This window comes from Pedobacter sp. GSP4 (assembly GCF_051857575.1).
Lineage (GTDB): Bacteria > Bacteroidota > Bacteroidia > Sphingobacteriales > Sphingobacteriaceae > Pedobacter.
In genome coordinates this window covers 347,257-361,114 of record NZ_JBPZIR010000001.1, presented here as the reverse complement: position 1 = coordinate 361,114, position 13,858 = coordinate 347,257, and the positions used below count along the sequence as shown (strand labels likewise).

Below are 13,858 nucleotides of genomic sequence, written 5' to 3'. Positions count from 1 at the left end.
TCCAAATTACCTAATCGCCTGTGCAAATTACATTTAAAATTTGTTTTTTGCTATTTTTGGGTCTAGTCAAAAAATCGAGTTTTTTGATCAAAAAACCACAAATTAATATATAAAAATCAGTATTCTTTAGGCTAAAAGCAGTGTGTATGTGTTACACAGGCTAAGCAAAAAAAGAATAGCATATCTAAGATGAGTATTTACAACGATTATATCCAGGAAATTGAAGACAGGAAAACGCAGGGTCTTCATCCTAAACCTATTGATGGAGCCGAATTATTAAGCGAAATCATCGATCAGATTAAAAATGTTAACAATTTTAACAGAGCAGATGCTGTTAATTTTTTCATATATAACACCTTGCCTGGAACTACAGGCGCAGCTGGTGTAAAAGCTGAGTTTTTAAAAGAAATTATTTTAGGTGGAACTGTTGTTGCAGAAATCACACCTGATTTTGCTTTCGAACTGTTATCGCACATGAAGGGCGGCCCTTCTATTAAAGTGTTATTGGACATTGCTTTGGCCGACAATGGTGATAAAGCCCATAAAGCTGCAAACGTGCTTAAAACACAGGTTTTCTTGTACGATGCAGATACTGATCGCTTAAAGGAAGCTTACCACAGCGGCAATGACATTGCCAGAGAGATATTGGAAAGTTATGCCAAGGCCGAATTCTTTACCGAACTGCCTGCCATTGCTGAAGAAATTAAAGTGGTAACATTTATTGCCGGTATTGGCGATATTTCTACCGATTTATTGTCGCCAGGTAACCAGGCCCACTCCCGTTCAGATCGCGAGCTGCATGGCAAGTGCATGATCACGCCAGAGGCTCAAGAAGAAATCAAAGCTTTGCAGGCGCTGCATCCAGATAAAAGCGTAATGCTGGTAGCCGAAAAAGGCACCATGGGTGTAGGTTCTTCACGTATGTCGGGTGTAAACAATGTGGCACTTTGGACAGGTAAACGTTCAAGCCCTTATGTTCCATTTGTAAACATTGCCCCGATTGTAGGTGGCACCAACGGTATTTCTCCAATTTTCTTAACCACAGTTGATGTTACGGGCGGTATTGGTATCGACCTTAAAAACTGGGTAAAGAAAACAGATGAGCAGGGTAATGCGATCCGTAACGAAAACGATGAGCCAATTTTAGAGCAGGTTTATACCGTTGAAACCGGTACTGTTTTGACCATCAATACCAGAACCAAAAAATTATACAATGGCGACCAAGAGCTGATTGATATTTCGAAAGCCCTAACACCTCAAAAAGTTGAATTTATTAAAGCAGGTGGTTCTTACGCCATCGTATTTGGCAAAAAAATCCAAACTTTTGCGGCTAAAACATTAGGCATCGAAGCACCATTAGTGTTTGCACCGGCTAAAGAAGTTTCTATCGAAGGTCAGGGTTTAACAGCAGTAGAAAAAATATTCAACAGAAATGCAGTTGGTTTAACGCAGGGCAAAGTTTTGCATGCTGGTTCTGATGTACGTGTAGAAGTAAACATTGTAGGTTCGCAGGATACTACCGGTTTAATGACGGCTCAGGAACTAGAGGCGATGGCAGCTACCGTTATTTCTCCAATTGTTGATGGCGCATACCAGTCAGGCTGCCACACGGCATCTGTTTGGGATAAAAAAGCACAGGCAAACATCCCTAAACTGATGAAGTTTATGAATGATTTTGGCGTGATTACTGCCCGCGACCCTAAAGGCGAATATCATTCAATGACCGACGTTATCCACAAAGTATTGAACGACATTACTATTGATGAATGGGCGATCATCATCGGTGGAGACTCGCACACCCGTATGTCTAAAGGAGTAGCATTCGGTGCCGATTCTGGTACTGTAGCCTTGGCTTTGGCAACCGGCGAGGCTTCTATGCCAATCCCTGAATCGGTAAAAGTAACCTTCAAAGGTGCAATGAAAGAACACATGGATTTCCGTGATGTGGTTCATGCAACACAACTGCAAATGTTGCAACAGTTTGATGGCGAAAACGTATTCCAGGGCCGTATTATTGAGGTGCACATCGGTACTTTGTTGGCCGATCAAGCCTTTACCTTTACTGATTGGACGGCAGAGATGAAAGCAAAAGCTTCTATCTGTATTTCGCAGGATGATACGTTGATCCAATCTTTAGAAATTGCCAAAAACCGTATACAGATCATGATTGACAAGGGTATGGATAACCATAACCAGGTTTTACAGGGCTTGATCAATAAAGCAAATAAACGCATTGAGGAAATTAAAACAGGCATTAAACCTGCTTTAACACCTGATGAGAATGCCAAATATTACGCTGAAGTAGTAATTGACCTTGATTTAATTCAAGAACCGATGATTGCCGATCCGGATGTGAACAATGCAGATGTATCTAAACGTTACACACACGATACCATCAGAGATTTGACTTACTACGGTGGCGATAAAAAGGTTGACCTTGGTTTCGTAGGTTCTTGCATGGTGCATAAAGACGACTTGAAAATTGTATCGCAAATGTTGAAAAACATAGAGACACAAACGGGCAAAGTAGAGTTCAAAGCACCATTGGTAGTTGCGGCTCCTACGTATAATATCATCGATGAACTGAAAGCAGAAGGCGATTGGGAATACCTGCAAAGATATTCGGGATTTGAGTTCAGCGATGCTTTACCTAAAAGCAATGCACGTACCGAGTACGAAAACATCATGTATTTAGAGCGTCCGGGCTGTAACCTTTGCATGGGTAACCAAGAGAAAGCCGCCAAAGGCGATACCGTTATGGCTACTTCTACACGTTTATTCCAAGGCCGCGTGGTAGAAGATAAAGATGGTAAAAAAGGAGAGTCTTTATTGGCATCAACGCCGGTGGTGGTTCTTTCAGCCATTTTAGGCCGTATTCCAAGCATTGAAGAATATAAACTAGCAGTAGAAGGTATTAATTTAACCAAGTTTACCCCTATTTCTACTAAACAATAAGCATTATCTTATTAAAAAAATGAGGCTATCTGACACAACGGATAGCCTTTTTTGTTTAGATAAAGGTTGCATAGAATGTTTTTAAATAACACAATTTGACAATTCTCAAAAACAAGTGTGTTAAAAATTGTTTAATTTAGGTAGTCTCATTAATGACAATAATTATTAATAAATAAAGTATGGCTTTTGATATAGAAATGATCAAAAAGGTATATGCAAACTTCGGTAGCCGCGTTGAGGCTGCCCGTAAAGTAGTTGGCAGGCCTTTAACATTATCCGAAAAAATATTGTATGCACACCTTTGGGATGGAGATCCTAAAACGGCATTTAAACGTGGTTCTGATTACGTAGATTTTGCACCAGATCGCGTTGCGATGCAAGATGCAACTGCCCAAATGGCTTTGTTGCAATTTATGCAGGCGGGCCGCCCGCAAGTGGCTGTTCCATCTACGGTTCATTGCGACCACTTAATTACGGCCAAAGAAGGCGCTGCAATAGATTTACCTCACGCCAGAACGGAAAGTGCTGAAGTTTTTGATTTCTTATCATCTGTATCTAACAAATATGGTATCGGTTTCTGGAAACCGGGAGCTGGTATTATCCACCAAGTGGTATTGGAAAATTATGCATTCCCAGGTGGAATGATGATCGGTACCGACTCGCATACGGTAAATGCAGGTGGTTTGGGTATGGTGGCTATTGGGGTTGGTGGTGCCGATGCCTGTGATGTAATGGCGGGTTTACCCTGGGAGCTTAAATTCCCGAAGTTAATTGGTGTTAAATTAACCGGAAAATTAAACGGTTGGACTGCAGCTAAAGATGTTATCCTTAAAGTGGCCGGTATTTTGACCGTAAAAGGCGGTACAGGTGCCATTGTAGAATATTTTGGCGATGGTGCTACTTCAATGAGCTGTACCGGTAAAGGCACCATTTGTAACATGGGCGCCGAAATTGGTGCTACCACCTCTACTTTCGGTTATGATGAAAGCATGGAACGTTATTTACGTGCTACTGACAGGAACGAAGTTGCCGATGAGGCCAACAAAATTAAAGCATATTTAACAGGCGATGCCGAAGTTTATGCAGATCCTGAAAACTATTTCGATCAGGTTATTGAGATTGATTTAGATACCTTAGAACCTTATTTAAACGGTCCTTTTACGCCTGATCTGGCTACTCCTGTTTCGCAGATGAAAGTTGAGGCAGAGAAAAACGGCTGGCCTTTAAAAGTAGAATGGGGCTTGATCGGTTCTTGTACCAACTCTTCTTACGAAGATTTATCAAGGGCAGCATCCATCGCCAACCAGGCCATTTCAAAAGGTTTGGTTACCAAAGCAGAATTTGGCATCAATCCGGGATCTGAGCAGGTTCGTTACACTGCTGACCGCGATGGCTACTTAAAAACTTTCGAAGATTTAAATGCGACCATCTTTACCAACGCCTGCGGACCATGTATTGGTATGTGGGACCGTACGGGTGCAGAAAAAGCAGAAAAAAATACAATTGTACACTCGTTTAACCGAAACTTTGCTAAACGTGCCGATGGTAACCCGAATACTTTTGCTTTTGTTGCTTCGCCAGAAATGGTTGCTGCAATTGCAATTGCCGGAGATTTAGGTTTTAACCCGCTAACGGATACTTTAACAAACGATAAAGGTGAGCAGGTTAAATTAGATCCGCCTACTGGTGATGAGTTACCTCAGAAAGGTTTCGCTGTGGAGGATGCAGGCTTCCAGGCACCAGCAGCCGATGGTTCATCAGTTCAGGTTCTGGTATCCCCTACCTCGCACCGTTTGCAGTTATTAGATCCGTTTACACCATGGGAAGGCACAGATCTTAAAGGCTTAAAACTATTAATTAAAGCTAAAGGTAAGTGTACAACAGATCATATTTCTATGGCTGGTCCGTGGTTAAAATTCCGCGGCCACTTAGATAATATTTCTAACAACATGTTAATTGGTGCTGTAAACTACTTTAACGATAAAACAGATAACGTTAAAAATGAATTAACCGGAGAGTACGGTCCGGTGCCAGCCACGCAACGCGATTATAAAGCAGCAGGTTTAGGTTCGATCGTTGTAGGCGACGAAAACTATGGCGAAGGTTCATCGCGTGAACACGCAGCTATGGAACCCCGCCACTTAGGCGTTCGTGCTGTATTGGTAAAATCTTTTGCCCGTATCCACGAAACTAACCTTAAAAAACAAGGTATGTTGGGCTTAACCTTCGCCGATAAAGATGATTACGATAAGATTTTAGAAGATGATACGATCGATATCTTAGGCTTAACAGAATTTGCACCTGATAAACCATTAACCCTGGTACTACACCATGCAGATGGCACTACGGAGCAATTCCCGGTTAACCATAGCTACAATGCACAACAGATCGACTGGTTTAAAGCTGGTGGTGCGTTGAACATCATCAGAGCTGAAGCTGCTGCAAAAGCTGCGCTTTAATATGCTGTAGTTAAAATATCAATCCCGCTTTGTTTATGCAGAGCGGGATTTTTTTTGTTTAAAAATTGGCTGGTTCAATTCGCAATCAAATCCAGAAAGACTAATCTTATAGGTTGTTAAATCTTACACCTTAGCGGCCCTCTTCTTCCATTGCGCGCACCCATATTCAGCATCAGTTTGTCAGCTTAATAGCAAAGATATTGCCTAACTGCTATCAGTCCTTAAAAAGCTAAATCAAAATCTTCGTAATTGTAACTGAACATCATATTTTCTGAAAAAAACCGCAAAACAACTCTAACAATAGAGACAAAATAACAGCTAATATAACGTTACCTTTTATCAATCAGCCTGTTGCAGAAACAATACAGCAAAAGTATGTTTGGTTATAACCTAATATAAACCGTAAAGCTTAGCTGTATGAAAAAAAGACCACAACAAAAAATTCTGGAATATTTTGCGCTTACCCTTTGTACTGTTTTATTGGCCTTTTCTTTTCAGGCCGCAGCACAAAACACAGTAAGGGGAAAAATTATAGATGAAACCGGAACTCCGATTCCCGGAGCAACCATTGAAAACAAAACCACCGGCACCAAAGTAGCTGCATCCGATGCCGGGCAATTTTCCATTGCAGCAAAAGTAAAAGATGTACTGGAAATTTCTGTTATTAGCTATACGAAGCAAACCATAATTATAGCCAATAGCAATGATTTAACGATTACGCTTCAATCAGAAAATAAAAAGCTCGATGAAGTAGTAGTGGTAGGTTATGGTACCTCCAAAAAATCGGATCTTACCGGCGCAGTGGGCACAGTTAAAGGCGACGTGCTACAGGAGCGCCCTGCTTCTTCGCTAAACCAAGGCTTATCCGGGCGAATAACGGGTGTAAACGTATCATCGAACTCAGGACGACCAGGAGGCCGCGCCAACATCCGCATCCGTGGTGCAAGTTCGATCAGTGTTTCTAATAATCCACTTTATGTAATTGATGGTGTTATTTTGAACACTGTTGACCTAAGGAATGGCAGTACCCCAATCGATTATATCAATTCCAACGATATTGCATCTATCGAAGTATTGAAAGATGCCTCATCAACCGCTATTTATGGTGCACGTGGCGCAAATGGTGTTATTTTGGTTACAACCAAGCGTGGTAGTGCCAGTGGCGGAAAAATTACTTACGATCCAAATGTGAGCATTGGTGTACTTCCAAAAAAACTAGCGGTGTTAAACTCCCGCGAATTTTTGGCCATGGAAGAGCTTGCCTATTCAAACGCACAGAAATATGATCCTGTTGGTTGGGCTACAGGAACTAAATATGTAAATCCAAAAACAAAAAGAACCAATCCAAAATTATTCGATGCGCAGGGAAATCCATTATACGATACGGATTGGCAGGACGAGACTTTTCAAAAAGCTTTTAGCCAAAATCATCAGCTGGGTTTTACAGATGGAAATGAACGTGGCAGCTATGGTGCATTTCTTAATTACCGCGACGAACAAGGCTTGGCCCGAGGTTCATGGCAAAAGCGTTATTCTGGACGGTTTGTATTTGATACGCAATTAAAAAAATGGCTTAAAATAGGTGGCTCAATGAGTTATACCGATCAAAATGAGAAACAGGTTGATGCCCTAGGTGATGGTGGGATTACCACCATGCGACAAGTTGTTGAAGCATTGCCAATCATCCCTGTAAAATATGCTGATGGCTCTTGGGCCAGCAACCGCGATTACCCAGGCATGGAAGGTGGAGACAGCCCTTTGAGGGTTATTACCGATAGGCTTTACTTTCTACGTACCCAAACCCTCTTAGGGAATGTTTATGCCACGGCACACCTTGCCCCTGGCTTAGATCTGCGCTCTGTTATCGGTTCAAATATCATCAACCAGCGAAACGATTACTTTGCAGCTAAAGGCTTACAATATATCTCAGATAACGGAAACGCCTCGGTTGCCAATAACCGTTACAACTCGTGGCAGTTCGAAAACTACCTTACCTACACTAAAGAATTTGCTAAAATACATTCCATTACGGCTATGGCCGGACTTTCATGGCAACATGTAGATAGTTTTGAAAGCACTGCAAATACTCAAGGTTTTGAAGATACTTATTTTGCATTTAACAATCTTGGTGCGGCTTCTAGCCCACAACCACCAAGCTCGGCTGCACAGGCTTATGGACTTAACTCTTATTTCTCTAGAATTAACTACAGTCTGCAAAATAAATACCTGGTAACCCTTACTGGCAGGTTGGATGGATCATCTAAATTCGGTACAGAAAATCAATATGCCTTTTTCCCATCTGCAGCTTTAGCATGGCGCGTATCTGAAGAAGCTTTTATGAAGAACATTCCGGCTATTTCTAACCTTAAAATCAGAACCAGCTACGGCGAAACAGGGAACTCTGAAATTCCAGCCTATCGTGGGCTTGCTGGCCTTGGCAATTATAGTGTAGTATTTAATGCTGCCCGCAATGCCGGTGTAGGTATTAACCGGATTGCCAACCCGAACCTTAAATGGGAGAAAACCAAACAGATTGATTTCGGTCTTGAATTGGGGCTTTTCAATAACCGCATCAACATCGATTTAGATTTGTACAAACGAAGGGTAGATGGTATGCTACTCGACGCACCCCTACCATTTACCAGTGGCTACACCAGCATCTTCTCTAATGTTGGCAGCATGGAAAACAAGGGCTTTGAACTGGGCTTAAGCACCACCAATATTAAAACCGAACAGTTTACCTGGAGTACCACATTCAATATATCTGTAAACAAAAACAAAGTGATTAGCTTGGTTAATGGAGATATTTTTTCGGGCAATGGGGTAATCCGCGAAGGTGAACCTGTAGGATCTTTCTTTGGTTTTACATCGCTTGGCACTTGGGGCAGCAACGAAGCTGCTGAAGCACAACGCTACAACCTACGTCCTGGTGATATCAAATACCTTGACCGCAACAATGATGGCATCATCAACGATTTTGACAGAACGATTATCGGGCATGGTATCCCGACTGGATACGGAACTTTCTTAAATACTGTCCGTTATAAAAACTGGTCGCTTACTGTTGATTTACAGTACATGTACGGGAATGATGTTTTAGATCGCAGTATCCATTCGGCAGAAGACCGCCAGGGAATTGCAAACAGTTATAAAACAACCTTAAATGCTTGGACAGAAACCAATCAGAATACACCTATCGCACAGATACGTCCATATATTGCTGGTTACACCACAAACAACGATAGCCATAAGGTAACTGATGCTTCCTTTATCCGTGGAAGAAACCTCCTACTATCTTACACTTTTCCAGCTGCAATAGCCAACAGGCTAAAATTTAGCAACTTACGGATATATGGTTCAGTACAGAACTTCTTTGTAGCGACTAAATACAGTGGTTACGATCCTGAAGTATCCAATTCTGGCGCACCATTCGATCAGGGTGTAGGCTTGTACGATTACCCGAAACCACGTGTATTTATGCTTGGACTTAACATTGGCCTTTAATTCTTAATCTGCAAACCATGACAATTAAACAAAAATACAGCCTAATAATATTTAGCATGCTGAGCCTTACCTTAGGTTCATGCAAAAAATTTCTAACTGAAAGCGACCCTAGTAATTTTATAGACGATCAATATTATACCAAGCCTGAACATGCCAGAAGTGGGGTAAATGCAATTTACAGCAGCCTGAGAGATCCAATGGTTAGTGGCTTTGGTGGTGGAGCGTGGCTAATGACCGAGTTTGCCACCGGCCAAGCGGCCAACGATCTGGGTCAGGCCATAAATAGCATTTACGTAAAAGACCTGAGAAATACGGCCGATAACGGTTATGGCTTAACTTATTGGCAAAGTTATTACCGCGGTATTGGAAATGCCAATCAGGCTATTGCCAAAATACCCGGCATTAACATGGATGCTACAGAAGCAAAAAAGTTGCTGGGCGAAGCCTATTTTTTAAGGGCTTGGTATTATTTTACCTTAGTAAGGCTTTTCGGCAACATACCCCTTATTACCGAACCCGTTAAACTTGATTCGGAACAACTACGTCCTAAACAGGCAACTCCAGAGGCTGTGTACCAACTCATTGTTAATGACCTTAAAACAGCCGAAGCATCTGGGCTTCCAATTACAGATGCAAGCGGAAAGGCAAGCCTTAGCGCGGTTAAATCACTGTTAGCTTCTGTTTATCTTACCATGGCGGGTTACCCACTGCAAAAAGGAGCCGAATATTATAATCTTGCTGCTCAAAAAGCAGGGGAGGTAATCGATTCAAAGCAGTACAAACTTTTTGGTACTTATGCAGATCTCCACAATCCAACAAAAAAGAATATTGAGGAAAATATCTTCATGATACAATATAAAACCCAGATCATACCGGGTACTTGGCAAGAAGTAATTATTCCGAACAACAAAAATATTTCGGCTTACTCTGCAGAGGCTGGGGCAATTTATTCCACCGAAGATTTTGTCAAATCGTACGATGCTGCAGATTTAAGGGCAAAAGAAAAACAGTTCTTTTTTACCCAATTCACCCATCAGGATAACAGGAACCAAACAGTAAACCTAGGCGGATATTTCGTGTACAAACTATTTGATGATGTAGCGCAAACCAGCACTGCAAACAGCGATTTAAACTGGTCTGTTATCCGCTATGCTGATGTACTGTTAACCTATGCGGAAGCAGCAAACGAAGTTAGTGGCCCTACAACTCCAATACTGGATGCTGTAAACGCCATCCGTACCCGTGCACAACTTCCTTTATTAAGTGGCCTATCTAAAGATCAGCTTAGGGAAGCCATTTGGCAGGAACGCTGGCACGAGCTCTGCTTCGAAAACATTACCTGGTTCGATATGGCCCGTCTCCGCAAAGCTTACAATGTGGCCACAAAAACTTTCGAACCTTTTGTTGGTCACCGTTTTTCGTATGGCCCAGTGCTAACCGAGCGCGAGTTATTGTTTCCAATACCAAGTGTTGAGCTGCGTAAAAATCCAAACCTAGTTCCAACCAAAGGTTATTAACCTGGTTAATATCAGAACCAATTATCTACTGGAGCCTCCGATGCTGTAAGCGCAAGGAGGCTCCAGTTATATGTGGTAAACCTTTTTGAACAGCATAGTATTTTTTATTCCGATAGATACAAAGAACAATGCATTTATCTCGGTAAGTTTCAAATTAACATCCCTAAATACATCATGAAAATCCAGTTTTCAAATAAATTAGCCTTATCCATCATCTTCATACTCATCGCAACCCATTCTTTCTCGCAATGGAGCGTATTAAGCAGCGACCCCAGACCAGCTCATGATAAAGGAGAACAGTACCTATATCAAGTATTTACCGCTCAACAGTGGAACGCGAGCAATTTTGCCAAACCAGAAAGCATTAAGTGGCACAATGATGCAAGATATGGGATGTTTATACATTTTGGGCTAAACTCGTACGTTAATAAAGATATGAGCTGGCCAATTGTATACAACCGCAAGGCACCAGATCAGGGGCATGGTGCATATCCGGATAGCACTTGGCAAAAAATATGGCCATCGCTTTTTAAACTCGAGAAATTTAATGCTGATGAATGGGTAAAGATAGCCAAAGATGCAGGTATGAAATATATTGTCGTGATAGCAAAACACCACGATGGTTTTCATATGTGGGACACGAAATATTCAGATTTCAAAATCACCAATACACCATTTAAAAGAGACTATTTAAAAGAAGTTATTAATGCCTGTCATAAAGCCGGAATGCCCGTGGGACTTTATTATTCTCAGCGCGACTGGTACCATCCCGACTATGCGCCGATTGATACCAATACGATAAAACGAATTCCCAACCCACCTTACTACGAAGCTTTGCCGGGCAAAAAGGTAATACCAGGTGCTACACACCATAAATATATCGACTACCAATTTAATGTAGTACGCGAGTTGTTGACCAAATATGGAAAAATCGATATATTTTGGTTTGATGCTGTTTGGTGGGGCGGAATGTTTAATGCCGATATGTGGGAAGCAGAAAAGCTGACCAGGATGATCAGGCAATTGCAACCCGGCATACTGATTAACAACAGGACAAGCCTACCCGGAGATTTTGATACTCCTGAGCAGCGTATAGGTATGTACCAGAAAAGAAGTTGGGAAAGTGCTATGACCTTAAACGGTAGCTGGGGATATGACCCTAGCCATCCAATTAGGTCGGCCAAGAGTTTAATTAAAGAAATGCTTACCGCAGCAGCCGGAAATGGAAACGTACTGTTAAGCTGGGGCGCTCATTTTGACGGCGAATGGGACCCAGCACAAAAGGATACCCTCTTAAAAGTGGGCAGTTGGCTTAAAAAGTATGGAACAGCCTATTACGGTACGCGTGGCGGGCCTTGGATGCCCACTAAAGACTATGGCTCAGTACATAAGGGGAATAAAGTGTATCTATATGTATTTAACTGGCAAAACCAAAAGCTTACATTACCAAGTTTAAAAGACAATGCAATTATCAAGGCATCTTTTATAAACCTTAACGAAAAGGTGGTGTGGAGTAAAGAAGGAACCAACCTACAATTTAACAGTCCAAACCTTCCTGATGCTTCGGTAACTATACTGGAGCTAACCATGCAGAAGCCAATTAAGGAAATATTAGAAAAGAGCACTTGGAGCTTATTCGATGATCCGGCCTATGGCGAAAAAATATTAACAAAGCAGATTAAAACCACCGACTGGAAACAAAATAGTTATACCATCGATTTTGGAAATGTTAAGAATACCACAGGTATAGGCTGCTATAACAATGACGGAAATATTTCAATCAGTATATCAACAGATGGAAAAAAATGGGAAGCTGGCGGAAATGCTAAAGAGAAAACAGAGGAAATAAGTTTTTCTACATTTATGACCGGGGTATATGTTCCGGGCAAAACAATAAGGTATATCCGTTTGCAGGGCGAAAAACCAAGCAGTTTGAAGATTGAGGTATATGCTAAATAAAAATAATTAAGGCCGTGCTTTAAGCTGCATCTTAATTACAAGATGCAGCCTCTTTTTGCTTTAACCAGTTACCAATAACCTGTTTAGCAGGCATAACTATTTCATACCTTACAGCATGGGAAACGCTTAAACCTTCAAAAACTCCTGCCACCAGTATCCCGAATATTTTATTGTTCTTTTTAAGGTGTGGAAATCGGTGTGTACCAAACCAAAGCGGGCATTAAATCCCTCGGCCCATTCAAAATTATCCATCAAGGTCCAGGCCATGTAACCTGTAATATTAATGCCTTCCTTTTTAGCTTTCAAAAGAGCCTGTAAATACAGTTCAAAATAAGCTATCCGTTCTGCATCAACTACATTGCCATTACTAATTTTGTCATGGTAAGCCGCCCCATTCTCGGTAATCATTATATTTTTAACATTTGGGTAAGCAGCAAACTGCTTAATGATATTATAAAAGCTATCGGCATTTATTTCCCAGCCCATTGCCGTGTGGGGCTTTTTTCTACTTTTAGCCTTTACTTCCCATGCCTGTATTACCGGAATAAAAGCGTTGTATTTTACCACTAATGGAAAATAATTCTGAAGGCCGATAAAATCGAAATCAAATTTCATCCTTTCCTGAAGGCGCCAGGTTCCATATTCAATCTGGAATTTCTCCAATACATCCCAATTGGCGGTTGGGAAACCCATTCCTTGCGTAGGTTCGATAAAAAGGCGGTTCATTAAGGTATCTACCCGTTTTGCGGCAAGCAGATCGCTATCGCTTTGGGTATATGGAATTATTTCTGAGCAGGAGAAAGTAGTACCGATATTGGCTTTGCTGATTTCTGCACGTAAAATTTTTCCGCCTTCTGCCTGTGCAAGCGCTGTGTGTAAAACTGCCGGAAAGAAATTGCTTAAGCCTGTTTTGCCTGGTGCATGTACGCCCAACATATAACCCAATGAGGTATAGCCAAAGGGTTCGTTCAATACGATCCAGTTTTTTACCTTATCGCCATATTCCATAGCGCAAATACTTACAAAAGCATTAAAGGCTGCGTTAATGCTAAAACTTGTCCACCCGCCCTCATCTTCTAAGGCCTGCGGCAGATCCCAATGATAAAGGGTAATGTAGGGCGTGATTCCATTTGACAGGCACTCATCGATTAAATTGTGGTAAAAACGGATACCTTCCTGGTTAACTTCCCCCCGACCGTTTGGTAAAATCCTCGACCAAGCGATAGAAAACCGGAAAACGGTAAAACCCAACAATTTTACCAGCGCAACATCTTCTGCATACCGGTGATAAAAGTCACATGCGGGGTCTAATTTATGGTTCTTTTTAATTTTACCATTTTTAGCGGTAAATGTATCCCAAATAGAAGGCCCTTTGCCGTACTGGCTTGCTGTACCTTCAATTTGAGCTGCAGCAGTGGCCACTCCCCAGATAAACTTTGAGCCGAAATCGCTTGCCTTAATCAT

General features: G+C 41.6%; 6 protein-coding genes. 5 read left to right on the top strand and 1 reads right to left on the bottom strand.

The genetic code is table 11. The annotated features are described in order from the left end of the window. Nucleotides 1-189 precede the first annotated feature (189 nt). The 5 genes from ACS5PU_RS01470 (at nt 190) to ACS5PU_RS01450 (ending at nt 12,394) form a co-directional block, all read left to right on the top strand. Nucleotides 190-2,955, top strand: a complete 2,766-nt coding sequence (locus ACS5PU_RS01470) for a bifunctional aconitate hydratase 2/2-methylisocitrate dehydratase (protein WP_439457493.1) — start codon at nt 190-192, stop codon at nt 2,953-2,955. A gap of 179 nt (nt 2,956-3,134) precedes the next feature. Further along, nucleotides 3,135-5,414 (top strand): aconitate hydratase, encoded by a 2,280-nt coding sequence (locus ACS5PU_RS01465; RefSeq protein WP_439457492.1) that lies wholly within the window; start codon nt 3,135-3,137, stop codon nt 5,412-5,414. Between the two features lie 417 nt (nt 5,415-5,831). Continuing rightward, nucleotides 5,832-8,918, top strand: a complete 3,087-nt coding sequence (locus ACS5PU_RS01460; RefSeq protein ID WP_439457491.1) for a SusC/RagA family TonB-linked outer membrane protein — start codon at nt 5,832-5,834, stop codon at nt 8,916-8,918. 17 nt (nt 8,919-8,935) lie between these two features. Continuing rightward, nucleotides 8,936-10,435 (top strand): RagB/SusD family nutrient uptake outer membrane protein, encoded by a 1,500-nt coding sequence (locus ACS5PU_RS01455; protein WP_439457490.1) that lies wholly within the window; start codon nt 8,936-8,938, stop codon nt 10,433-10,435. A gap of 174 nt (nt 10,436-10,609) precedes the next feature. After that, entirely contained in the window at nt 10,610-12,394 is a 1,785-nt protein-coding gene (locus tag ACS5PU_RS01450; RefSeq protein WP_439457489.1) for an alpha-L-fucosidase, read from the top strand. A 126-nt stretch (nt 12,395-12,520) separates the two neighbouring features. Here the strand turns inward: ACS5PU_RS01450 and ACS5PU_RS01445 are convergent, their stop codons facing one another. After that, entirely contained in the window at nt 12,521-13,858 is a 1,338-nt protein-coding gene (locus ACS5PU_RS01445; RefSeq protein WP_439457488.1) for a GH1 family beta-glucosidase, read from the bottom strand.

Excerpts from the sequence above, each read along its gene's own strand:
- ACS5PU_RS01445 (WP_439457488.1), bottom strand. The coding sequence starts at position 13,858 with ATGATTAAGGCAAGCGATTTCGGCTCAAAGTTTATCTGGGGAGTGGCC.
- ACS5PU_RS01455 (WP_439457490.1), top strand. The coding sequence starts at position 8,936 with ATGACAATTAAACAAAAATACAGCCTAATAATATTTAGCATGCTGAGC.
- ACS5PU_RS01470 (WP_439457493.1), top strand. The coding sequence starts at position 190 with ATGAGTATTTACAACGATTATATCCAGGAAATTGAAGACAGGAAAACG.
- ACS5PU_RS01465 (WP_439457492.1), top strand. The coding sequence starts at position 3,135 with ATGGCTTTTGATATAGAAATGATCAAAAAGGTATATGCAAACTTCGGT.
- ACS5PU_RS01450 (WP_439457489.1), top strand. The coding sequence starts at position 10,610 with ATGAAAATCCAGTTTTCAAATAAATTAGCCTTATCCATCATCTTCATA.
- ACS5PU_RS01460 (WP_439457491.1), top strand. The coding sequence starts at position 5,832 with ATGAAAAAAAGACCACAACAAAAAATTCTGGAATATTTTGCGCTTACC.